General features: G+C 63.2%; 24 protein-coding genes. 15 read left to right on the forward strand and 9 right to left on the reverse strand.

The window, feature by feature from the left end; all coding sequences use genetic code 11:
• The first annotated feature begins 101 nt into the window (after nt 1-101).
• The 7 genes from V6766_RS10795 (at nt 102) to V6766_RS10825 (ending at nt 8,533) form a co-directional block, all read left to right on the forward strand.
• Nucleotides 102-1,613 (forward strand): sugar ABC transporter ATP-binding protein, encoded by a 1,512-nt coding sequence (locus V6766_RS10795; RefSeq protein ID WP_448466281.1) that lies wholly within the window; start codon nt 102-104, stop codon nt 1,611-1,613.
• Entirely contained in the window at nt 1,613-2,626 is a 1,014-nt protein-coding gene (locus tag V6766_RS10800; RefSeq protein WP_448466283.1) for an ABC transporter permease, read from the forward strand. Before V6766_RS10795 ends, V6766_RS10800 begins: the two co-directional genes overlap by 1 nt.
• Entirely contained in the window at nt 2,623-3,594 is a 972-nt protein-coding gene (gene yjfF, locus V6766_RS10805) for a galactofuranose ABC transporter, permease protein YjfF (RefSeq protein ID WP_448466285.1), read from the forward strand. The genes V6766_RS10800 and yjfF overlap by 4 nt, the downstream gene beginning before the upstream one ends.
• A 67-nt stretch (nt 3,595-3,661) precedes the next feature.
• Nucleotides 3,662-5,323: a ribulokinase gene (locus tag V6766_RS10810; RefSeq protein ID WP_448466287.1), complete on the forward strand. Its 1,662-nt coding sequence runs from the start codon at nt 3,662-3,664 to the stop codon at nt 5,321-5,323.
• An 89-nt stretch (nt 5,324-5,412) separates the two neighbouring features.
• The gene (gene araA / locus V6766_RS10815; protein WP_448466289.1) at nt 5,413-6,921 is read left to right on the forward strand and encodes an L-arabinose isomerase; all 1,509 of its coding nucleotides are present in this window, start codon (nt 5,413-5,415) and stop codon (nt 6,919-6,921) included.
• A gap of 10 nt (nt 6,922-6,931) precedes the next feature.
• A complete protein-coding gene (araD, locus tag V6766_RS10820) occupies nt 6,932-7,624 on the forward strand; it encodes an L-ribulose-5-phosphate 4-epimerase AraD (RefSeq protein WP_448466291.1) in 693 nt (230 codons plus the stop codon).
• A gap of 114 nt (nt 7,625-7,738) precedes the next feature.
• A complete protein-coding gene (locus V6766_RS10825; RefSeq protein WP_448466293.1) occupies nt 7,739-8,533 on the forward strand; it encodes a metallophosphoesterase in 795 nt (264 codons plus the stop codon).
• Between the two features lie 3 nt (nt 8,534-8,536).
• Here the strand turns inward: V6766_RS10825 and V6766_RS10830 are convergent, their stop codons facing one another.
• Nucleotides 8,537-9,796 (reverse strand): surface lipoprotein assembly modifier, encoded by a 1,260-nt coding sequence (locus V6766_RS10830; protein ID WP_448466295.1) that lies wholly within the window; start codon nt 9,794-9,796, stop codon nt 8,537-8,539.
• A 244-nt stretch (nt 9,797-10,040) separates the two neighbouring features.
• Nucleotides 10,041-10,835 carry a transferrin-binding protein-like solute binding protein gene (locus V6766_RS10835; protein ID WP_448466297.1) on the reverse strand — a complete coding sequence of 265 codons (795 nt, stop codon included), beginning with the start codon at nt 10,833-10,835 and terminating at the stop codon, nt 10,041-10,043.
• A gap of 204 nt (nt 10,836-11,039) precedes the next feature.
• Between V6766_RS10835 and V6766_RS10840 the strand changes: the two genes are divergently transcribed.
• Nucleotides 11,040-11,792: a SapC family protein gene (locus V6766_RS10840; RefSeq protein WP_448466299.1), complete on the forward strand. Its 753-nt coding sequence runs from the start codon at nt 11,040-11,042 to the stop codon at nt 11,790-11,792.
• Nucleotides 11,793-11,834: 42 nt separating this feature from the next.
• Here the strand turns inward: V6766_RS10840 and V6766_RS10845 are convergent, their stop codons facing one another.
• The 4 genes from V6766_RS10845 to V6766_RS10860 form a co-directional block, all read right to left on the reverse strand.
• Complete coding sequence (locus tag V6766_RS10845) at nt 11,835-12,599, reverse strand: SDR family NAD(P)-dependent oxidoreductase (protein WP_448466301.1); 765 nt, start codon at nt 12,597-12,599, stop codon at nt 11,835-11,837.
• Nucleotides 12,600-12,738: 139 nt separating this feature from the next.
• The gene (locus tag V6766_RS10850) at nt 12,739-13,242 is read right to left on the reverse strand and encodes an invasion associated locus B family protein (RefSeq protein WP_230721064.1); all 504 of its coding nucleotides are present in this window, start codon (nt 13,240-13,242) and stop codon (nt 12,739-12,741) included.
• Nucleotides 13,243-13,466: 224 nt separating this feature from the next.
• Nucleotides 13,467-13,844: a YkvA family protein gene (locus V6766_RS10855; RefSeq protein ID WP_448466303.1), complete on the reverse strand. Its 378-nt coding sequence runs from the start codon at nt 13,842-13,844 to the stop codon at nt 13,467-13,469.
• 39 nt (nt 13,845-13,883) lie between these two features.
• The gene (locus V6766_RS10860; RefSeq protein ID WP_448466305.1) at nt 13,884-14,189 is read right to left on the reverse strand and encodes a 4a-hydroxytetrahydrobiopterin dehydratase; all 306 of its coding nucleotides are present in this window, start codon (nt 14,187-14,189) and stop codon (nt 13,884-13,886) included.
• Nucleotides 14,190-14,236: 47 nt separating this feature from the next.
• On the opposite strand from V6766_RS10860, the gene V6766_RS10865 reads away from it, so the two are divergent.
• Entirely contained in the window at nt 14,237-14,707 is a 471-nt protein-coding gene (locus V6766_RS10865; protein WP_448466307.1) for a low molecular weight protein-tyrosine-phosphatase, read from the forward strand.
• Here V6766_RS10865 and thpR read toward each other — a convergent pair.
• Both thpR and V6766_RS10875 read right to left on the reverse strand, forming a co-directional pair.
• Nucleotides 14,659-15,252, reverse strand: a complete 594-nt coding sequence (gene thpR / locus V6766_RS10870; RefSeq protein ID WP_448466309.1) for an RNA 2',3'-cyclic phosphodiesterase — start codon at nt 15,250-15,252, stop codon at nt 14,659-14,661. The genes V6766_RS10865 and thpR overlap by 49 nt on opposite strands.
• Nucleotides 15,253-15,317: 65 nt before the next feature.
• The gene (locus V6766_RS10875) at nt 15,318-15,971 is read right to left on the reverse strand and encodes an arylesterase (RefSeq protein ID WP_448466311.1); all 654 of its coding nucleotides are present in this window, start codon (nt 15,969-15,971) and stop codon (nt 15,318-15,320) included.
• 104 nt (nt 15,972-16,075) lie between these two features.
• Between V6766_RS10875 and V6766_RS10880 the strand changes: the two genes are divergently transcribed.
• Both V6766_RS10880 and V6766_RS10885 read left to right on the forward strand, forming a co-directional pair.
• Nucleotides 16,076-16,768 (forward strand): ABC transporter ATP-binding protein, encoded by a 693-nt coding sequence (locus V6766_RS10880; protein ID WP_448466313.1) that lies wholly within the window; start codon nt 16,076-16,078, stop codon nt 16,766-16,768.
• Nucleotides 16,765-19,314 (forward strand): ABC transporter permease, encoded by a 2,550-nt coding sequence (locus tag V6766_RS10885; RefSeq protein WP_448466315.1) that lies wholly within the window; start codon nt 16,765-16,767, stop codon nt 19,312-19,314. Before V6766_RS10880 ends, V6766_RS10885 begins: the two co-directional genes overlap by 4 nt.
• Before the next feature lie 18 nt (nt 19,315-19,332).
• On the opposite strand, the gene V6766_RS10890 is transcribed toward V6766_RS10885, so the two are convergent.
• Nucleotides 19,333-19,536: a YqaE/Pmp3 family membrane protein gene (locus V6766_RS10890; protein WP_230721072.1), complete on the reverse strand. Its 204-nt coding sequence runs from the start codon at nt 19,534-19,536 to the stop codon at nt 19,333-19,335.
• A 276-nt stretch (nt 19,537-19,812) separates the two neighbouring features.
• On the opposite strand from V6766_RS10890, the gene V6766_RS10895 reads away from it, so the two are divergent.
• The 4 genes from V6766_RS10895 to V6766_RS10910 all read left to right on the forward strand — a co-directional run bounded on the left by V6766_RS10895 (nt 19,813) and on the right by V6766_RS10910 (nt 23,246).
• Complete coding sequence (locus V6766_RS10895; protein WP_448466317.1) at nt 19,813-20,568, forward strand: Bax inhibitor-1/YccA family protein; 756 nt, start codon at nt 19,813-19,815, stop codon at nt 20,566-20,568.
• 121 nt (nt 20,569-20,689) lie between these two features.
• Nucleotides 20,690-21,223: an N-acetyltransferase family protein gene (locus tag V6766_RS10900; protein WP_448466319.1), complete on the forward strand. Its 534-nt coding sequence runs from the start codon at nt 20,690-20,692 to the stop codon at nt 21,221-21,223.
• A 131-nt stretch (nt 21,224-21,354) separates the two neighbouring features.
• On the forward strand, nt 21,355-22,110 hold the full coding sequence (locus tag V6766_RS10905) for a DUF1045 domain-containing protein (protein ID WP_448466321.1): 756 nt from the start codon (nt 21,355-21,357) through the stop codon (nt 22,108-22,110).
• Nucleotides 22,107-23,246 (forward strand): alpha-D-ribose 1-methylphosphonate 5-triphosphate diphosphatase, encoded by a 1,140-nt coding sequence (locus V6766_RS10910; RefSeq protein ID WP_448466323.1) that lies wholly within the window; start codon nt 22,107-22,109, stop codon nt 23,244-23,246. The genes V6766_RS10905 and V6766_RS10910 overlap by 4 nt, the downstream gene beginning before the upstream one ends.
• Nucleotide 23,247 lies beyond the last annotated feature (1 nt).

Here is a 23,247-nt window from a genome sequence, read left to right on the forward strand (position 1 = left end):
GCCGCCTCGGCACGCCTGGAGCATATTTCGGTCGGGCGTCTCGCCCGCCGACATTGCTTGCAAGACAAAGGCGCCGCGCGATCGATCCAGGGTGCTCGAAAATGCTTCTGACAATTCAAAACCTCACCAAGAGCTTCGTCGGCATGAAGGCGCTCGACGATGTCGGCTTCGAGCTTGCCGCCGGCGAAGTGCACGCCCTGCTCGGCGAAAACGGCGCTGGCAAATCCACGCTGATCAAATGCCTGACCGGCGCCTATAGCCGCGACGAAGGCACGATCACGCTGGAGGGCCAGACCATTTCCCCCCGCTCGACGCTGGAGGCGCAGGATCTCGGCATCGGCACGGTCTATCAGGAGGTGAACCTGCTTGCGAACCTCACGGTCGCGCAGAACCTCACCTTCGGCCGCGAACCACGCCGCTTCGGCATCATCGACGGCGGCGCGATGCGCCGCGAGGCCGAAGCGATGATCGCCGGCTACGGCCTCGACATCGATGTCAATCGCGATCTCGGCAGCTATTCGGTCGCCGTCCAGCAGATCGTCGCCATCGCCCGCGCGGTGGCGCTTTCCGGCAAGGTGCTGATCCTCGACGAGCCGACCGCCAGCCTCGACGCCCGCGAGGTCGAGATGCTTTTCGACGTGGTGCGCAAGCTGCGCGATCAGGGTCTCGGCATCATCTTCGTTTCCCACTTCCTCGATCAGGTCTTCGCGCTCACCGACCGCGTGACCGTGCTGCGCAATGGCTGCAAGATCACCACCGAAAAGACCGCCGAGCTCGACCGGGTGCGGCTGATTTCCCACATGCTCGGCCGCGAGCTGGACGAGAGCGAAGCCGACGCCCAGCGCCGCGGCACCGAAGGCCGGGTGGGCAGCGAACCGCTGATCAAGGTCCGCGATTTCGGCAAGCGCAATTTCATCGAACCCTTCGATCTCGACATCCATCGCGGCGAGGTGGTCGGGCTTGCCGGGCTGCTCGGTTCCGGCCGCACCGAAACCGCGGAACTGATCTTCGGCGTGCGGAGCGCCCAGTCCGGCTCGATCTCCGATGACAACGGCAAGATCTCGATCGCCAATCCGCGCGATGCGATCGCGGCCGGCTTCGGCTTTGCGCCGGAAGACCGCAAGACCGACGGCATCATCGCCGATCTGTCGGTACGCGAGAACATCGCGCTGGCGCTTCAGGCGCGGCGCGGCTGGGCCCGCCCGATCAGCCGCGCCGAGCAGGACCGGCTGGCCGCAGAATATATCGAGAAGCTCGATATCCGCACCTCCAGCGCGGAAAAGCCGATCGGCGAACTCTCCGGCGGCAACCAGCAGAAGGTGGTGCTTGCCCGCTGGCTGGCCATGAACCCGCGCTTCCTGATCCTCGACGAGCCGACGCGCGGCATCGATGTCGGGGCGCATGCCGAGATATTGCACCTGATCCAGACCATTACCGAGGAGGGCATGGCGATCCTGATCATTTCATCCGAGCTTGACGAACTGATCGCGGTGTCCGACCGCGTGATCGTCGTGCGCGACCGCCGCCATGTCGCCGAACTGACCGGCGCGGAGATCGCCACCGACAATATCGTCAAGACGATCGCCTCCTCCAAGAAAACGGAGGCCGTGTAATGCCCGCCGGACTGAAACGCGTCGTCCCGCAACTGATCACGCTCGCGGTTCTGGTGGCCCTCGTCAGCCTGTTCTTTCCGAGCTTCCTGCAGATCGAATATTCGTCCGGCCGCTTCGTCGGGCCGGTGATCGATGTTCTGAAGCGCGGCGCGCCGGTGGCGCTGCTCGCGATCGGCATGACGCTGGTGGTCGCCACCCGCGGCATCGACCTTTCCGTCGGCACGGTGATCGCGATTACCGGCGCGATGGCGGCCGCCACCATCGGCGCGGGATATGGCCTTGCGGCAGCCATCGCCATGGCGGTCATTGCCGGTCTCGCGGCGGGCCTCTTCAACGGCGTGCTGGTCGCCTTCATCGGCATCCAGCCGATCGTCGCCACGCTGATCCTGATGATCTCCGGGCGCGGCATCGCCCAGCTCATCACCGAGGGGCGGATCCTCACATTCAACCTGCCGGGCTTTGCCTTTCTCGGCTCCGGCTCCGTGCTCGGCATGCCGGTGCCCGTGTGGATCTGGGTGCTGACGGCGGCGCTTGCGATCCTGCTGGTGCGGCGCACGGCGCTCGGACTTCTGATCGAGGCGATCGGCGTCAACCGGCGGGCGAGCGCGCTGGCCGGCATCAATGCCCGCGTCCTGCTGATCGCCGTCTACATGGCCTCCGGCTTCTGCGCGGCGCTGGCCGGCATCATCATCACCGCCGATATCCGCGGCGCGGATGCCAACAATGCCGGCCTCTGGCTCGAACTCGACGCCGTGCTCGCCACCGTCGTCGGAGGCAACTCGCTGATGGGCGGGCGGTTCTCGATATCGGCTGCGGTGATCGGCGCGATGATCATCCAGACCATCGACACCGGCATTCTGCTCGCCGGCTTCCCGTCGGAATACAATCTGGTGATCAAGGCGGTGTTGGTGATCTTCATCCTGGTTCTGCAATCGCCCAATATTACCGGCGACCTGAAATATCTGCGGCAGAAACTGCTTGCCCGCAAAACCGCACAGGAGGCGGGAGAATGAGAAATCCGCGCCTCTATCCGCTCTATGCGACGATCGCGATCTTCATCGTCGCCTATGCGATCTGCTACATCCAGTTCCCGTTCATGCTGTCGACGCGGGTGGTGGGCAATTTGCTCACCGACAATGCCTATCTCGGCATCGTCGCCGTCGGCATGACGGTGGTGATCCTGTCGGGCGGCATCGATCTTTCGGTCGGCTCGGTGATCGCGTTTTCCGGCGTGTTCATCTCGGTTCTGCTGCGCGATACCGGGCTCCATCCGCTGGTGGTTTTCGCACTGCTTCTGGCCGTTACCACGGCCTTCGGCGCGGCGATGGGCTGGCTGATCTACACGCTCGGCATGCCGGCCTTCATCGTCACGCTTGCCGGCATGTTCCTGGCGCGCGGCGTCGCCTATATGCTGACCATCGATTCCGTGCCGATCGACAATGAATTCTTCAACATGCTGCAGAAGACCTACTGGGTGATGCCCGGCAAGGGCCGGCTGACGCTGATCGGCATCGTCATGCTGCTGTCCTTCGTCGCCGGACACCTGGTCGCGCACAAGACAAGGTTCGGCGCCAATGTGTTCGCGCTTGGCGGCGGCGAGCAGACGGCGCGGCTGATGGGCTCGCGGATCGGGCGCACGACGGTCTCGATCTATGCCTTTTCCGGCTTCATGGCCGGGCTTTCCGGCATCGTGTTCGCGATCTACACCGGCTCCGGCTATCCGCTCGCAACCGTCGGCACCGAGCTGACGGCGATCGCCACCGTCGTGATCGGCGGCACGCTGCTGACGGGCGGCGCGGGCTATGTGTTCGGCACGCTGTTCGGCGTGCTGACCATGGGCCTGATCCAGACCTACATCGTCTTCGACGGGACGTTGTCGAGCTGGTGGACCAAGATCGCCATCGGTATTCTTCTGCTCCTGTTCATCCTGCTGCAGAAAGGCTTGCTGCGCTTGACCACGGAGCGGGCAACAGCACAATGAAAACAACAGCACAGTCTCCGGCCTGCCGGGGACCCGCGAATAAATGAATGGTTTAGGCGAGGCACCCATGTTCTCCATCGGTATCGATTACGGCACAAACTCGGTGCGCGCTCTGGTCGTCGGTTGCGATGACGGGTTTGAATACGGCACCCATGTCTTCGATTATCCAAGCGGCGATCAGGGCGTAATGCTCGACGCGGATGATCCGCTGCTGGCGCGCCAGAGCCCGGCCGATTATCTGCAGGGCCTGGAAGCGAGCGTTCGCGGCGCGCTGGAACAGGCGGCCCGGCACGAGAAATTCGATGCCGCGAAGGTGATCGGCATCGGCGTGGACACCACCGGCTCCAGCCCGCTTCCGGTCAACGCGCAAAACGGCGCGCTGGCGATGGACCCGGAATTTACCGACAATCTCAACGCCCATTGCTGGCTCTGGAAAGACCATACGAGCTGGCGCGAGGCCGAGAAGATCACCGCGCTCGGCAAGGCCGAACGGCCGCATTATCTCGCCATGGTCGGCGATACCTATTCATCGGAATGGTGGTGGTCGAAGATCTGGCACTGCCTGAATGTCGACCGCGCTGTCTTTGATGCGGCGGCCTCCTGGGTCGAGCTTGCCGACTGGATCCCCTCGGTGCTTTCCGGCGTCAAGGCGCCCGTCGATATCAAGCGCGGCGTCTGCGCGGCCGGCCACAAGGGGCTCTACAACCCCAAATGGGGCGGCCTGCCGGACAAGGAATTCCTGGGCATGCTCGATCCCGCGATCGCCGACCTGCGCGACCGGCTTTATGACACCGCGCAGGACATTTCGGTGCCCGCCGGCACGCTATGCGCCGAATGGGCGGAGAAACTCGGCCTGCCGGAGGGCATCGCGATCGCCACCGGCGCTTTCGACAACCATCTCGGCTCGATCGGCTGTGGCATCGAGGAGGGCATGCTGGTCAAGGTCATCGGCACGTCCACCTGCGACTGCGCGATCGTCGATCTGTCGAAATCGGACACCATTCCCGGCCTTTGCGGCATTGTCGAGGGCTCGATCCTGCCGGGTTTCTACGGCATCGAGGCGGGACAATCCGCCGTCGGCGATATTTTCAAATGGTGGGTCGAGCGCGTCTGCCAGGGCGGCCCGGCGCTGCATGACGAGCTTTCGCGCGAGGCGGCTGGCATGAAGGCCGGCCAAAGCGGGCTCCTGGCGCTCGACTGGAACAATGGCAACCGCACCATTCTGGTCGACCAGCGCCTGACGGGTCTCATTCTTGGCCAGACGCTATATTCGACCCGGGCGGAGATTTACCGCGCGCTGGTGGAGGCCACCGCCTTCGGCGCGCGCGCCATCGTAGAGCGCATGACCGATTACGGCGTGCCGATCGACAAGGTCGTCTGCGCCGGCGGCATCGCCGAGAAGAACCCGATGCTGATGCAGACCTATGCCGACGTCATGAACCGGACGATGCTTGTGACCCGTTCGGCGCAGACCTGCGCGCTGGGCGCGGCCGTGGCCGCCGCCTCCGTCGCCGGCGCCCATGAGGACATCAAGGCGACCACGCGGGCGATGACCGGGCTGAAGGATATCCGCTACGACCCGATCCCCGAAAACGTCGCGGTCTATGAGGAGCTCTATGGTCTCTACCTGACCCTGCACGACGGTTTCGGCGGGATTACCCGCGATTCCGACCTGTCGAAGATCATGAAGGACCTGATCGAAATCCGCGACAGGGTTCGCGCCGCATAACAGGGCGCGAAAGCGCCACACACTTGCTTCACGCGCGTCAGAACGGAAAACGACAATCCACCGACGCGCTCACATTCCGGAGGATAAACATGATCGGCCTCAAACCACTGAAAATCTGGTTCGTCTGCGGCTCGCAGCATCTCTATGGCCCCGAAACGCTCGCCCAGGTCGACGCACAATTCACCGAGATCGCCACCGCGCTGTCGACGGATGGCAATCTGCCGCTCGAAATCGTGCCGCAGCCCGTGGTCAAAAGCCCGGCGGAAGCGACCGAACTGGCGGTGCGCGCCAATTCCGATCCCGAATGCGGCGGTCTGATCCTGTGGATGCACACCTTCTCGCCGTCGAAAATGTGGATCCGCGGGCTCAACCTGCTCAACAAGCCGTTCCTGCACTTCCATACCCAATATGCCCGCGACCTGCCGTGGGACACGATCGACATGGACTACATGAACCTGAACCAGGCCGCCCATGGCGACCGCGAAGCAGGCTTCATCCACACCCGCATGCGGCTCGGCCGCAAGGTGGTCGCGGGCCACTGGAGCGACCCGGAAGTGCATGCCCGCATCGACGCCTGGATGCGCGCCGCGCGTGCCTGGGACGACTGGCAGGGCGGCCGGTTCTGCCGCTTCGGCGACAATATGCGCGAAGTCGCCGTCACCGAGGGCGACAAGGTCGCGGCCGAAATGAAGCTCGGCTTTTCGGTCAACGGCTACGGCATCATGGATCTCGTCGACGTGATGAACACGCTCTCCGACAGCGATGTCGCCGATCTCGCGGCGAGCTATGAGAACGAATACAATGTTGCCGACGTTCTGAAAAAGGGCGGCGATCGCCATGACAGCCTGCTGAACGCCGCACGCCAGGAGCTCGGCCTCAAGACCTTTCTCGAGGCCGGCGGCTTCAAGGGCTTTACCGATACGTTCGAGGACCTGCACGGCATGGAGACCCTGCCGGGCATGGCGACCCAGCGGGTGATGGCGGCCGGCTACGGCTTTGCCGGCGAGGGCGACTGGAAGACGGTCGCGCTGGTGCGCGCGCTGAAGGTGATGGGCCACGGCATGAGCGGGGCGACCTCTTTCATGGAGGACTACACCTACCACATGGCGCCCGGCCACGAGCAGGTACTCGGCTCGCACATGCTGGAAATCTGCCCGTCGATCGCGGATGGCAAGCCGTCGATCGAAATCCACCCGCTCGGCATCGGCGGCAAGGCCGATCCGGTGCGCATGGTCTTCAACGCGAAGCTCGGCCCGGCACTCAACGCCAGCCTGATGGACATGGGCAACCGCTTCCGCCTGCTGGTCAACGAGGTGACCTCGGTTACGCATCCCGATCTGCCGAAGCTGCCGGTCGCCCGCGCCGTGTGGGAATGCAAGCCGGACTTCAAGACCGCGCTTTCCGCCTGGATTCTGGCCGGCGGGGCGCACCACACAGCCTATTCCAACGACGTGACCACCGAAATGCTTGAGGATTTCGCCACCATGGCCGGCATCGAGCTCGCCGTCATCAACGACGACACCCGCCTCGACCGGTTCAAACAGGATCTCAGGAACAACGAGATCTACTGGCATCTCGGCCTCGGCATCAAGGCTTGAGGAGAAAGCCATGTACAAGGAAATCCGGCGCGAGGCCTATGAGGCCAATATAGCGCTTCCGAAACAGGGGCTGATCAACCTCACCTTCGGCAATGCCAGCGCGGTGGATCGCGACAGGGCCGTGTTCGCGATCAAGCCGAGCGGGGTCGGCTATGCCGATCTCGCGCCGGAGAACATGGTGATCGTGGATTTCGATGGGAAGATCGTGGAGGGCAATATGCGCCCCTCCTCCGATACGCCCACGCACCGCTGCCTGTTTCTGGCCTTCGAGGAGATCGGCGGCGTGGTTCACACCCATTCGACCCGCGCCACCGCCTTTGCCCAGGCCGGCCGCGCCATCCCAAATTTCGGCACCACCCATGCCGATTATTTCTACGGCGAGATACCGGTGACCCGGAAAATGACGCCGGAGGAGATCGCGTCCGCCTATGAGTGGGAGACCGGCAATGTCATCGTCGAGCGGTTCAAGAACCTCAATCCGCTCGATTTTCCCGCCGTGCTCGTCAACCGCCATGCGCCGTTCACCTGGGGCAAGACCGTCGCCAAGGCTGTCGAGGTTGCCGTCGCGGTGGAATGCATCGCCGACATGGCGCTGTCTTCGCTGCAGCTTGAGCCGAACCTTCAGCCGATCGAGCAGGAACTACTCGACAAGCACTTCCTGCGCAAGCACGGCGCGACCGCCTATTACGGACAGCCGGAATAGCGAGGCAATCTGCCGGCCGGCAGGGTTCTTGCCCGCCGGCCCTCATCTCTGTTAGCGTCGGTGCATGTTTTCCGGTCGCGTCCGCGACCCATGCTGTCTTGCGCTGGAGCGCCGATGAAATCGCTACGCCGCCTGTTCTCCCGTCCCGCCCCGGCAAGTCCGGAGCCCATGCCGCCGTCCTTTTGCGGCGGTCTGCCGACGCCGGACGAGGGCTTTGCCGCGATCGGCGATGTTCATGGCTGCGCCGATGCGCTCGCGGCGCTGTGGGACAAGATCGCCGCCGCCGCGCGCGGTATGAAGATCATCCATGTCGGCGATTATATCGACCGCGGCGAGGATTCCGCCGGCGTGTTGAAAATGCTCCACGAGCGCCAGACCCGCGACGGCGATATCCTCTGTCTCAAGGGCAACCATGAGGAAATGCTGCTCGACTTCCTGAGAGCGCCGGAAGAAAAGGGCGAGCGCTGGCTGCGCAATGGCGGGCTGCAGACGCTTCAGAGCTTCAAGGAAATTTCCCTCGGCAACGCGCTGGCGGACCGCAATTTTTCCGTGGTTCGCGATGCCCTGCTCCAGCAGCTCGGCGACATGACCGGCTTTTTGGAGGAAATGCCACGGCTCTGGAAAAGCGGCAATGTCGCCGTGGTGCATGCCGGCGCCGACCCCCGCAAGCCGCTGGAGAACCAGCGCCCGGCCAACCTGACCTGGGGGCATCCGGCGTTCGGGCAACTGCCGCGCGAGGACGGCACATGGATCGTCCACGGCCATACCGTGGTCGACCGGCCGATCATCGCCAACGGCGTGATCTCGATCGACACCGGCGCCTATGCCAAGGGCCGGCTGACCGCCGCGATCATCCGCCCGGGACGCGAGGTCGAGTTCCTGCAGGCTGCCGCGCAGCGGCAGGGTTGAGCCCTAAAACTGCTTGGTCACGAACAGCGAGACCGTGCTCTTGTTATAGTCGTAGAGCTCGACATTCGAGAAGTTCTGCGAATAGGCGTATTCCAGCCGCGGCGCGAAGCCCTTCATCGCCAGCGTGCGGAACGTCGCGCCGACTTCGATATCGATGCGCCGGTCGAGACGCGACTCGGTCATCAGCGGAAAATCGCCGACATAATCGAGAAGCGTGCCCGAAACCGCGATATCGGTGAGGATGCCGCCCGACCATTCGCGTGCATATTTGGCGTTCAGATTGTAGCCATCATAAGAGTTGATGTCGTTTTCGGCATGGACATAGTTGTAGCCGCCGCCGAGGCGGATGCTGCTCGCCGCCGTCAGCGCATAGCGGTGGTTGAGGCTGAAACCGACCTGATAGCCGTCAAAGGCATCGACCTCGTCGTAATCCAGCCACTGATAGGAAACGCTTGCCGAGGTGACGCCGAAGGCGCCGAACGACCGCCGCACCGAAAACACCGGACCATAGCCCACGCGATAAGGCTCATTGCCCAGGAGCACCCGCTCCGCCGCGATGCCGCCGCTGAAGATCCAGGGATCCATGCGCCAGGAAAGCTGCGAGAAGCCGCCAAACTGGGTCTGGTTATAGACGGTTTCCTTATAGGCGAGGCCGGTGACCGAGCCGCCGAAGGTGAGCGAGAGATCGTCGACAAGTTCGAACGTATAGGTGCCGTTCACGCCATAGTTCAGCCCGACGCCGCTTTCGGCCTTTTCGCCGGGCACAAGCGGAATGCCGCCGATATGAACGAGGTCCTCGTCGGTCGAATTCGAGATGTTGGTGCTGGGGGCGATCGCCACATAACCGCCGAGCGTCCATGGCCGATCGAGGTTCACGCGATCGATGAAATCCTCGTAGAAGGAGCGCAGCGATTCGCTCGGCGCATTGTCAGCCAGGATCGAAAAATGGTAGATCGCGGCCTTCTTCTCGCCCATCAGCGAAAGCGTATGGGCAAGTTCCTGGCGCACGCGCGACAGGTTCGGCTTTTCCGCGAGGATCGCGCGCATGATCCCCGCTGCCTCTTTCAGCTTGCCCTGGCGCTTCAGGATCAGCGCATAGGTGAATTTCTGCGACAGGGCGGACATTTCCGGATCCCGGGTCAGATGCGCCGAGAGCGCCATCGCCTGATCATACTGACCCGATTCGATCAGCATCTTGATCTCGGGAAACGGGTTGGCGGCCAACGCCGCGCCGCCCGAAAGGCCGATGACCAAGACTGCCATGGCGGCCGCCGCCGCCTTTCGTTTCATACGGAGAATGAGGCGCGAAAACTGCATCCGATGACCGCGAACTCTGTACCACTGCGTTTCGCGACCGGATGGGGTTTGCCCGAGGTCTGCGAAAAGGCTTGAATTACATGCCTAGAACGAACCCGCACACTTGCGGAAGGCGACCGCTCCATTGACCGGGATATCTCCCGATGAATGACCGCGGGCCGAAAGCGACCCGCGATCACAATGGCGACAGTCAGTCCCGGTCGGCGACGAAGGCGCCGACGGCGCCCGCGCCATCCAGCGACCCCTGCCCGTTCAGCTTATAGGTCCCCGCCATGCCGGCAGCGCCAGCGCCGTAGAAGCCGCCCTCGACGGACGAAGCCCCCTGGTTGATGACGCCATAATCATTGCCGATCGCGATCGAATTGGCGTTCGAGTTGAACTCGGCCCCGGAAATGGTGGCATCGAAGGTGATATCGCCGAGATCGCTTTGCATGGCGCCGGCAAGCTGACCGGCGCCGAAATCGACATTGGCCTGGAAACCGCCCTCGATATAATCGAGATACTGGCCGGGGATCGTCGCCCCGCCCAGATGGCTGCCGGTATAGGTGGCAAAGCCGGAGAGCGGCATGTCGGATTCGGCCGTCATGTCGTTGCTCGAGCGGAGCGCCATCAGGGTTAGCTCTTCGTCATCACCACCAACGTCGATCAGGGCCACCACCGGACCATCCTTGACGTTCGGATTATCGAAATAGCCGAGCTGCAGATAGGCATCGGCATCGTCGGAATAATAAACGCCGTCGCCATCGTAATAGAATGTTGTGGTTTCTCCGGAATAGGGCCCCTCATTGATCTGAACGGTCACGCTGTCATCGTCGTTGACACGAATGCCGGCCTCCGCCGTCCCCGACCCGTCGATCCGGCCCGTGTCCCAGTTCACGTCCCCGTAATAGCCAAGCGCGTTGGTCGCGATGCCATCATTGCCATTGTTGCCGCAGCCAGCCGCGAGCGCGGCCGCGCCCAGCACGACACATGTCAGATATTTCATTGTCCCTCTCCAGTCACTCGTCAGATTAACAAGTAGTTAACTTTCTCAATCTCCGCTTGTAATGTCAACCAGAGGTAAAGGGAATTATAACCTGCAACTCAGGCAAGACGAATCGAGAAGAGATCAGCGATTGTTCCGTTCCGGCAACCCATGTAAGAGAGCGGTACGTCATACCGGACAGGGCCGAGAGGAGACCATAATTCAATGACCACCCAAACCCAGTTGCCGCTTTTCTACAGGAAGCCGCAGGTGCTGCGCTTCGAGGACCACAAGGCGATGGGGCTTGTCGGCAGCCAGGATTTTTCCTTCACGGCCGAGGCCACGGCAATCCCGCTTTCGGTCAGCGAATTCATGCCCTCGATCCGGCATTATCCGATCGTGTTCGTCGGGGACAAGGAACCCTCGCCGGTCGCGATCGTCGGCTTGAAACAGGGCCGCAACCTGATGCTCGAGGAAGGCGGCGCCTGGGCGGCGCACACCTACATTCCGGCCTATATCCGCCGCTATCCCTTCATTCTGGTGCAGTCGCCGGACCAGGACACCCGCTACCTCGCCTATGACAGCGAGAGCGGCCGGATCAAGCCGCTTTCCGAAGCGCCGGATGCAGCGCCGATCTTCAACGAGGATGGCACCGCCAGCAAGGCGGTCGAGCCGATGCTGCATCTGTGCGAGGCCTATCACCAGCACCGCGCGCAGGATACCGCCTTCCTGAAGGCGATTTCCGAGGCGGATATTCTGGTCGCCCGCCATGTCGACATGGATTTCCCGGACAAGTCGCGCTACCGCCTCGACGGCTTCAGCGTGATCGATATCGAACGTTACCGCGCGCTGCCCGCCAGAACCCTGAAGCAATGGACGGAAAAGGGCTGGACGGACGCCATCGCTCTTCACCTCGCTTCCGCCCAGAACTGGGGCCTATTGATGGAACGCAACCAGCGCTTCGTCAAAAGCGCCTGATCGGCCCGATGCGGCGCCGCGAAGAAAGCCGGCGCCGCCAACTTACGGCATATACTGCCCGCCATTGATGTCGATGATCTGGCCGGTGATAAAGCCGGCCATGGTCGGCGAGGCCAGGAACACGAAGCTCCAGGCGCAATCCTCCGCCGTGCCGAGGCGGCCGAGCGGAATCGCGTTCAGCGCCGCGTTCATGGCCGCATGCGGCGTCTCGTCGTGAAACGGCGTCTCGATGACGCCCGGCGCGAGCGCATTGACGCGGATGCCGTCGCCGGCAAGCTCCTTGGCAAGGCTGCGCGTCAAGGAATGGACGGCTGCCTTGGCCGCGGCATAGACCCCCGACCCCTTGTTGCCGCCATGGCGCGCGGCGATGGAGCCGAGATTTATGATCGAGGCGCGATCGCTTTCCCTGAGCAGGGGTGTTGCGTGGCGCACCATTCTGAGGATCGAGCGGGTGTTGAGATCGAAGACCTGCTCATAGATCGCCTCATCGAAATCGGAGACCGCGACCCGGCCGATAGCGCCGGCATTGTTGACCAGGCAATCGAGCCCGCCCATCAGCTCCGCCGCTTCCTTGACGATCCGCTCGGTATCCGGCGCGCGCGAGACATCGCCGCCAACCACATGGGCCTTGCCGCCAGCCGCTCTCAGCTCCGCCGCCAGCGTTTCGGCCGCCTCCCTGCCGCTGTAATAGTGCAGGCACACCTCGGCCCCGGAGCGGGAAAAGGCGACTGCGGCCGCAGCGCCAATGCCGGAGCTTGCGCCCGTTATCAGAACCTTCATTCCAACGAGATCGTCGACAGGTATCATGGGATCGCCCTTTCAATCGAGAGTGCGGGTTTTATAGACCGGAAGCCGCCGGCGATGCCACTGATGATTTCCTCGAAGTCTGCCGCTGAAATGCAAAAACCCGGCCGGAGCCGGGTTCCTGGCGTCAGTCAGCGCTTGATCAGTTGCAGGTGCTGATCTTGTTCAGCGCCGCGGTGATGCCGATCAGGGAATAGGTGTGGGACGTCTTGGTGCCGCGGGCGGAGGTGGCGTCCACCTCCATGGTGCGGCCGGCCTTCATGGCGGCCACCAGCGTCGGCTCCTGCGCGGCGTTTTCAAGCCAGCCGCCCTTGCCCTTGTGGTACATCGGGAAGCTCTTGCCATCGACCACGACATCGATAGTCGAGCCTTCCTTGAGGGTGAAGCCCATCATCGCCTGCGGCTCCAGCGAGACGTTCTGGCCCGGATATTTGGTCACCACGAAGAAATTGTCGCCGTGATCGACATTGGACGGTTCCTTCTTGGCCGGCACCGAAAGGGCGTAGCAAACCTTGCCGGCATCCGACTGGTAGGAATAGGCGACCCACGCATCGAATTTCTGGATGGGCGTCGGCGTCTGCGCGGAAGCGATCGAGGCGCCGGTGAATAGAAGTACCAGTACGAGGACGATTCTTTTTGCAAACATGTGATCCTGCCGATTTTCTCTGCTTTGGGCCGGTCGCGGCACCATAAAGATGCGCGCCCCGCGACTTTGAGACTTGTCCGAATACATACGCAAGCGAGGTTACCAAAATCTCAACACCGAAACGGTTTCCGGCCTGGTCTCGCGCATGTGCGTCCTGACGATTATGCCACGACAAATGCCGCCAATCACGGCAAGATTGCGGCAGAGGGGGAATCGCATTCCAATCAGCGCTTGCGGATCGATGTCAGCGCCGAATCCGCGCGATCATAGTGCTCATCCTCGATGTTCCTGCGGATCATGGTCAGGGCCGTGGTCAGCACCGCCAGATCGTCGGTAAAGCCGACGAACAGGAAGATATCCGGAATGAGATCGGCGGGCATGATGAAATAGGCCAGCGCCGCATAAAGCACCACCCGCGCGCCGAGCGGGGTGTTTCGGTCGGTGGCGCAGTAATAGGCGGCCACCGCGTCGCGCGCAAAGGGAATGCGCGCCGCCGTGCGGGTCAGCTTGCGCCAGAAGCCCTCGCGCACGATCCGCTCGTTTTCGGCCTGCGTCTCCTCGTCGCCCGGCTCAAGAATGTCGCCATATTTGATATCGCTCATGACAAACTCCGTGTTACCGGCGATATAGGGCGTGTACGATCAAATGCCATAGCGCCGGGCCGCCGCATCCATGATCTTCGACATTTCGATGTCGCGGGCGGAAACGCCGCCGGAGGAATGGGTGGTCAGCGACACGCCGACCCTGTTATAGACATTGTTCCAGGAGGGATGATGATCCATCCGCTCGGCGGCAAGGGCGCATTCGCTCATAAAGGCGAAGGCCTCGCGGAAGTCGGCGAACTTGAAATCGCGGGTGATCGCGGTCTCGTCTTCGGCAAGCGCCCAGCCCTCGCGCGCGTCAAGCGCTGTGCTCAGCTCTTCCGGTTCCAGTCGGGTGTCATCCATGGCATCCTCCATTTCGAGAATATCGTTCATGAAATTGCGCAAACATCATGGCACAACCGCATAAACACGCCGTCCTGTTCGTCTGCAGCGGCAATATCTGTCGCTCGCCGCTGGCCGAGGGCCTGTTCGCCCATCTCGCCGAAAACGCCGGGCGGCGTGACGAATTCAGGCTGGATTCCGCCGGCATCGGCCACTGGCACCAGGGCGAACTGCCCGATCCGCGCTCACGGGCGACGGCGATCCGCCATGGCTTCGATATCGCAAATCAGCGCGCCCGCCAGATCACCCGGCAGGATTTCAGCCGGTTCTCGCTGATCCTCGGCATGGATTTCAACAATGTCACGGCGCTGAATCGACTCGCCGGCCCCGCTCCGGATGCGACCGTGGTGCTTTTCAGCGAATACGCGCTCGGCCGACGCGAAGAGATCCCGGATCCCTATTACGATGCGGAAGACGGGTTCGAGACTGTCTACCACATGCTGTTGGCGGGCTGCCAGTCGCTGTTATCGAAGCTATAGGCATCCTGCGGATCGTAGAGATCGAACGCCTCCTCGACCTTGTAGGGCCCACCGCCGACGGAATCGCGCGATGACATCAGCACGAACCGGCCGACCGTGAACGGCAGGGTCTGGAAATTGCCGCGCGCCGAAAGGTAATCGACGACATCGGACACCTTGGCGCCGCGCAGCCGCGCCAGCGTGACATGGGGCATGAACTTGCGCGGATCGGCCTTCAGCCCGAGCCTCTGACAGATGCGGTCGATATCGGCCTGCAGCGCGAAAAGCTCCGGCGAGGGCGACACGCCGGCCCAGATCGAATGCGGCTTCTTGGAGCCGAAATGGCCGGTTCCGGCGAGGCTGAGGCGAAAGGACGGACGCTCGATCCGGTCAAGCCAGTGAACGACCTCGTCGGCGGTGCGGAAGTCGACATCGCCGATGAACCGCAAGGTGATGTGGTAGTTTTCCACATCGATCCAGCGGGCCCCGGGCAGGCCGCCGCGCAACAGCGAAAGACTTAACGCCTGTTCGCGCGGGATTTCGAGGGCGGTGAAAATTCTCGGCATGGCGAGCTCCCCGAATCTGCTAGTCGTAACCTCAGCGAATCATTTAACCCGCCATGAGGCAAGCGTTAATTTGATTGTCCCCCGCTCTGTGGCCTGATCGACCGGATGAAGTCTTCGACGCTGGGGAGGGTGTTTTCGACCATCACGTCCACGCCAGCGGCATTGGGATGCATGCCATCGGCAAGCTGATATTCGGCATGTGTGGCAACGCCATCGAGGAAGAACGGATAGAGGTCCAGCCCGTACTCGCTGGCAAGTTCGGGGTAGATCGCGTTGAAGTCCGCGCCATAATCGGCGCCCATGTTCGGCGGCGCCATCATACCCATCAGCATCACCGGAATTTCTCGGTCCCGCAGCCGCTCGATGATCGTCGACAGGTTTTCGGCGGCCTGGTCGGGCGAAAGGCCGCGCAGCGCGTCATTGGCGCCAAGCTCCAGGATCACGGCATTGGCGCTGTCGGGCACCGACCAGTCGAGCCGGGCCAGACCGCCGCTGGTGGTATCGCCCGAAACGCCGGCATTGGTGATCGCGACATCGTAGCCGGCCTCCTTGAGCGCGGTTTCAAGCTTTGACGGGTAATCCTCGCCGGGCGCGAGTTCGTAGCCGGCGACCAGACTGTCGCCGAGCACAACGATTTCGAGCGGCGTTTCCGCTCTTGCCGTTGTGGCCGTAATCGCCAAAGCGGCAAAAACAATCGGCGCTGTCGCTTTTAATCGCATGGTCGAACTCCTAAATCCAGTTTTCTACCCAGTCCATCGGGACCGAAGCTGCGTATTCCTCTATGTGTTGAGCCGATCATCGAATTTCAAAGCGGGAAGCGAATTTGTCCGAAAATCTGATTGCACTTGAAGACGCCCACCTGACATTAGGCAGGGGCACTGCCGCCGTTCATGTGCTGAAGGGCATGTCGCTTGACATCGGCAGCGGCGAATCTGTCGGCATTCTCGGCCCCTCCGGCTCCGGCAAATCGACGCTGCTGATGGTGATCGCCGGCCTCGAGCGGCTCGACAGCGGCGAAATCACCATTCTCGGCACCCCTTTGTCCGGCCTTTCGGAAGATGCGCTTGCCGCATTCAGGGGCGAGAATATCGGCATCGTGTTCCAGTCCTTCCACCTGATCGCCAACATGACGGCGCTGGAAAACGCCGCGATCCCGCTGGAGCTTGCCGGCAAGCGCGACGCCTTCGAGCGCGCCCGCGCCGCCCTTGAAAGCGTCGGCCTCGGCCATCGCCTCAGCCATTATCCGGGCCAGCTTTCCGGCGGCGAGCAGCAGCGGGTGGCGATTGCCCGCGCGCTTGCCCCGGAACCGGCGGTGCTGATCGCCGACGAGCCGACAGGCAATCTCGACGGCGATACCGGCGCGCAGATCGCGGACCTGCTTTTCGCTCGCCAGCGCGAGATGGGCACCACGCTGGTGCTGGTGACCCATGATGCAACGCTTGCCGCGCGCTGCGACCGGCAGGTCCATGTCCGCTCCGGCGAGATCGTTTCTCCCGCCGGGCTCGCCGCGCAATGAGGCAAAACCGGCTTAACCTTCTCCTCGCGCTGAAATTCGCGCTGCGCGAAATGCGCGGCGGGCTTTCGGGCTTCTACATTTTCCTCGCCTGCATCGCGCTCGGCGTTGCCGCGATCGCCGCCGTCAACTCGGTGTCCGACGCCGTCAATGCAGGGATTGCCGAACGCGGCCGCGAGATTCTCGCCGCCGATATCCGCTTCGAGCGCGACAACGAGCCGCTATCCGGCGATGCGCTCGCCTGGATCGAGACGCTGGGGCCGGTGTCGCAATCGGTGACGATGCGCTCAATGACGCGGCTTCCCGACGGCACAGACCAGTCGCTGGCGGAGATCAAGGCCGTGGACGGAGCCTATCCGCTCTATGGCGAAGTCATAGCCGATCCCGCCATGCCCGTCGGCGAAGCGCTTGCCGAGACCGATGGCCGATACGGCGTTCTTGTCGCGCCACTCCTGGCGGAGCGGCTGGGGCTTGCCCCCGGCGACAGCCTACTGCTTGGCAATGCCGAACTCGCCGTCTCCGGCACGCTGGTGCAGGAGCCCGACGCTTTGTCGGAAGGCTTCGCCTTCGCCCCGCGCATCCTGATCAGCCGGGAGGCGCTTGAAGCCTCGGGCCTCGTCCAGATCGGCAGCCTTGCCGAATACGGCTACCGCGTGCGGCTCGCCGATCCGTCGACAACGCCGGAAGCGGTAAAGACCGAGGCGGAGGAAAAGTTCCCCGATACCGGCTGGCAGATCCGCACCAGCGACCGCGCGGCGCCCTCGCTCAGCGAGAATGTCGATCGCCTTTCGGAATTCCTGACGCTTGTGGGCCTTGCCACGTTGATCACCGGCGGCGTCGGGATTGCCAATGCCGTCAGCGCCTATCTCGAAAGCCGCCGCCGCGCGATCGCCGCCTTCAAATGCATGGGCGCGCCCGCCGATATGGTGGTCGCGATCTATTTCCTGCAGATCATGCTGGTGGCGCTGATCGGCATCGCGATCGGCCTCGTTTTCGGGGCCATCATCCCGCTGATCGCGCTGCCGCTGCTCTCCTCTCTGCTCGAAATCGCGATCCCCGCCGGCATCTTCCCTCTCGCTCTATCGCTTGCGGCGCTGTTCGGCATCCTGACCGCGCTCGCCTTCGCGATCCTGCCGCTCGCCGCCGCCCGCAATGTGCCGGCGACCGCACTGCTGCGCGAGCACAGTTTCGACGAGGGCGGCCGCCCGGCATGGCCGTTTCTGGCGGCCACCGGCGTGACGCTGGCGCTGCTTGCGGCACTTGCGATCTTCACCGCCGAGGAACGGTTCGTCGCCGCCGTGTTCCTCGCCTCCGTCGCCGGCGCCTTCGTGGTGCTGCGGCTGGTGGCGCTCGCCATCAAATGGCTTGCCGCGAAGTCCCCGCGTCCGCACGCGCCATCGCTCAGGCTCGCGGTCGGCAATATCCACCGCCCCGGCGCGCTGACGGGATCGGTCGTGCTCTCGCTCGGCCTCGGACTGACGCTGCTGGTCGGCCTGGCGCTGATCGACGGCAATCTCAACCGCGAGCTTTCGCGCTCGCTGCCGGAACGCGCGCCGGATTTCTTCTTCGTCGATATCCAGGGCAGCGAGGTCGACGACTTCAAGGCGTTGATCGCCGAGGAAGCGCCGGAAGGCGAGCTCGCGCTGGTGCCGATGCTGCGCGGGCGCATTCTGAGCCTCAACGATATACGGGCGAGCGAATGGGACGCCCCTTCGGAAGACGCCAAATGGGTGCTGAGGGGCGATCGCGGCATCACCTATGACGCCGACCTGCCGGAAAACTCGACCCTTGCCGGGGGCGAATGGTGGCCGGAGGATTACAGCGGCGATCCGCTGGTGTCGTTTTCCGCCGAGGAGGGCCAGGAGCTCGGCCTCAAGCTCGGCGACACCGTGACCATCAGCGTGCTCGGCCGCGATATCACCGCGACGATCGCCAATTTTCGCAACGTCGAATGGGACTCGCTGTCGATCAATTTCGTGATGGTGTTTTCGCCCAACACCTTCGCCGGCGCGCCGCATGCCTGGCTCGCCACCCTCACCGATCCGGGCTCCGACACCGCCAAGAATGCCGAAATCCTGGGCGCCGTCACCCGCGCCTTCCCGACCGTCACCACGATCGAAGTAAAAGCAGCCCTTGAAATTGCGGGCGATCTCGTCAGCCAGCTTGCGACCGCGATCCGGGCGGCGGCGGCCATCGCGCTGATCGCCTCGGTGCTCGTGCTCTCCGGCGCGCTTGCCGCCGGCAACCGCCGGCGCGGCCATGACGCTGTGGTCATGAAGACGCTGGGCGCGACCCGCCCGGCGCTGATCCGGGCCTTCGTCTACGAATATCTGCTCTTGGGGCTCGCAACCGGCGTCTTCGCGCTCGCCGCCGGTTCGGTTGCGGCATGGTATGCGCTGACAAAGATCATGATGCTGCCCTTCGCGCTGCTGCCGGCGGTGGCACTTGCCACCGTCGCCGGGGCGGTGATCGTCACCGTCGCCATCGGCCTTGCCGGCACCTGGCATCTGCTCGGCCAGAAGCCCGCGCTTTACCTGCGCGAGCTTTGAGGGCCTAAAGAAACGAGACTATTTGTCGCGGCGCAGCGCGTCCATCAGTTCGGCGTTACGACGGTCGGCCCAGTAGTTCTGGACGGCGAACAGCGCCCAAAGCGCGGCTACCGGCCAGCCGATCAGCGTGATCTGCAGGATCAGGCAGATGATTCCCGAAAACGGTTTGCCGATGGTGAAAAACGAAAGCCACGGCAGAATGACGGCGATGAAATAGCGCATGAATATCCTCTTATATCGCATTCGGCAGTATTGCCGGATGTAGGGGCTTTGCAGGAGAAATGGTGCTTGCGATAGCGGTTTTGCAGGCCGCCGGCGCGTTTCTTACGAAAAATTGAGGATTTGCCGACGGATTCCAAACGGATATGCCTTGTATCGCGTTGCCATTCCCCTCATATTATCGCCAGGCTTGCTGGAGCCCCCCAGCGGCGCCTGGGCTGTCGCCTTGCGGCGATGCCCGACACCGTGAACAACGAGGGGCTTTTTTAGAGGAACTCAATGGCTGATCTTCGCAACTATCAGAACCACGCTCAGGCGGGAGCCCAGGCGAGTGCTGAAATCGATCAGGGACTGCGCGCCTACATGCTGCGCGTCTACAATCTCATGGCTCTTGGCCTCGTGATCACCGGTATCGCGGCTTTCGGAATCTTCACGGCTTCGGTATCGGGCGATGCCAGCGGCCAGGTTCAGCTTACCCAGTTCGGTCAGGTCATGTACGCCTCGCCGCTGAAGTGGCTCGTCATGTTCGCTCCGCTGATCGCCTTCTTCTTTCTGGCGTTCCGCATCAACAAGATGAGCGTCGCCGCCGCCCAGACGGCGTTCTGGGTCTATGCCGCGCTGACCGGCATTTCGCTGTCGACGATCTTCCTGGTTTATACCGGCCAGAGCATCGTCCAGACCTTCTTCATCACTGCGGCCTCGTTCGGCGCGCTGTCGCTTTACGGCTACACCACCAAGCGCGACCTGTCGGCGATGGGCTCGTTCATGGTGATCGGCCTGTTCGGCGTGATCATCGCCATGATCGTCAACATCTTCCTGCAGTCGAGCGCGCTCGGCTTCGCGATCTCGGTTCTCGGCGTGCTGATCTTCGCCGGCCTGACCGCGTGGGACACGCAGAAGATCAAGGAAATGTATTATGAAGGCGACGGCCATGAAGTGGCTGGCCGCAAGGCGGTGATGGGCGCTCTGACGCTCTACCTCGACTTCATCAACATGTTCCTGTTCCTGCTGCGCCTGCTCGGCAACCGGAACTAAGTCGGTTGATGATGGAATACTGATCGAGGCGGCCTCCGGGCCGCCTTTTTCATACCCGCTTTTCCCGGCCCCGAAAGCGGTCTATCGTTCTCCGAAGCTTTCAACCGCCGCGACAGAAATCATGACCATAACTCTCCGCCCCGCCTCGCCCGCCGACCTTACCGCGATCACCGAGATCTATGCCGAATGCGTGCTGAACGGCGTCGCGAGCTATGAGCTGGAGCCGCCGGGCCGGGACGAAATGGAAGCGCGGATGTCTGCAATCACCGCCGCCCATTACCCCTATCTCGCCGCCGTCGAGGGCGACCGCGTCATCGGCTATGCCTATGCCAGCGCCTTCCGCACGCGGCCTGCCTATCGCTGGCTGGTCGAAAACTCGGTCTATCTCTCTCCGCAAGCGCGCGGCAAGGGCGTCGGCAAAAGCCTGCTCTCGCGGCTGATCGAGGAATGCGAACAACGCGGCTTCCGCCAGATGGTCGCCGTCATCGGCGGCGCCAGCCCGGCCTCGATCGCGCTTCATACCGCGCTCGGCTTCACCGAGGCCGGCCGGCTGACGGGCACCGGCTTCAAGCACGGGAGATGGCTGGACACCGTGTTCATGCAGCGCCCGCTCGGCGAGGGCAACCGGAGCGATCCGCTGCCCTTGTCGCTTTGAGCGCCTGCGACATCACCGCGCGCGGAACCAACGGCTCGGGCCGCGCATTGAAGAAGACGGGACGCCTTGCAAAGAGGGACGAATCCCTGCACTTTCCTCATCCTCCCTTCATTTCGGGCAAGGAAAACGATTTGCGCTACGCCATCTATTTCACTCCCGCCATCGACCATCCCCTGACGATTGCCGCCAGCCGCTGGCTCGGCTACGACGCCTTTGCCGGCGAGGAACGGCCGTTTCCAGACAGTATCGCGCTCGCCGCCGGCCGGATGAGCGCCGTGACGGCGGCGGCCGCCCGCTACGGCTTCCACGCCACGCTGAAGGCGCCGTTCCGGCTTGCCGACAACGCCACGCCGGCAGCGCTGGAGGCCGCCTTTGACGTGTTCTGCCGCAAGCACAGCCCGTTCGACATACCCGAACTGAAACTCGGCAAGCTCGGCAGGTTTCACGCCCTCGTCCCGGCGCAAGAGAGCGATACGCTCCAGGATTTCGCCGCCGATGTGGTGCGCTATTTCGAGCCGATGCGCGCGCCGCTCGCCAACGAGGAGATCGCGCGGCGCAAGCCGGAGGAATTGAGCGAGACGGAGCGCGACAATCTGGAGCGCTGGGGTTACCCTTATGTCTTCGACGACTTCCGCTTCCACATGACGCTGACCGGACCGGTGACCGGAACCGACATGCACGTGATCGAGACCGCCATCGAAGACTATTTCGCCCCCTTTGTCGGCAAGCCGCTTGAAATTTCCGGCATCGGCCTGTTCATGGAGGAGCGGCGCGGCGCGCCCTTCGTCATCCGCCGCTGGCAACCGCTGACGGGCGGCCAGACCACGCTTTTCGGGGCGGAAGACACAGGGACAAGTGAGACCGGGGCCGGAGAAAGCGAGGAATGAGCGCCGAAGCCGTTTTCACCAATGCGCGGATCGTGCTTGAGGACGAAATCGTACACGGCGCGCTCCTGGCGCGCGACGGTGAAATCGTTGACATCTCGGGACACCCGACCCGCCATGGCGAGGACATGGAGGGCGACTACCTGGTCCCCGGTCTGATCGAGCTTCACACCGATCATCTCGAAGGCCATTATGCGCCGCGTCCCGGCGTGCGCTGGGACAAGATCGCCGCCGTCCAGGCCCATGACAGCCAGATCATAGCGTCCGGCATCACCACCGTTTTCGACTGCCTGCGCATGGGCTCCGACGATACCGACGGCTTCGATCTCGGCGAGATGCGCGACATGGCCGACGCGATCCAGCAGGCCGAGCGGGAGAACCGGCTGAAGGCCCAGCACTTCCTGCATCTGCGCTGCGAGGTCTCAGCCGCCAATGTGATGGAGCATTTCGCCGGCTTCGAGAACGATCCGCATGTCAGGCTGACCTCGCTGATGGACCACGCGCCGGGCCAGCGGCAGTTTTCAGATCTCGATCAGTACGAGCTCTTTTACAAGCCGAAGCGTGGGCTTTCCGACGCGGCTTTCGCCGCCTTCATTGCCCGTCGGCAGGCGGAATCCGAAAAACATTCCGACCGCCACAGGCAGATGATTTCCGATCACTGTGCCGCCCGCGGCATCGCCATTGCCAGCCATGACGACGCCACCGTGGCCCATGTCGAAGAGGCAATCGGCCACGGCGTTGCGGTTGCCGAGTTTCCGACAAGCCTCGAGGCCGCCAACGCCTCGCACAAGGCTGGAATGTCGGTGCTGATGGGCGCGCCCAACGTGGTGCGCGGCAAATCGCATTCCGGCAATATCGCCGCGCGCGATCTGGCCGAGCGCGGCGTGCTGGACATTCTGTCATCGGATTACGTGCCCTTCAGCCTGCTCTATGCCCCTTTCATTCTCGCCGATACCATCGAGACGATCAGCCTGCCGCGGGCGCTCAGGATGGTGACGGCGACGCCGGCCAGAACCGTCAAGCTCGACGATCGCGGGCGGATCGCGCCGGGGCTGAGGGCCGATCTGGTGCGCGTCCACCGCCCCGCCGGCGCGCCGGTAACCCGCGCGGTCTGGCGCGCGGGCAAGCGGGTGGCCTGAC

Source organism: Martelella sp. AMO21009 (assembly GCF_053484295.1).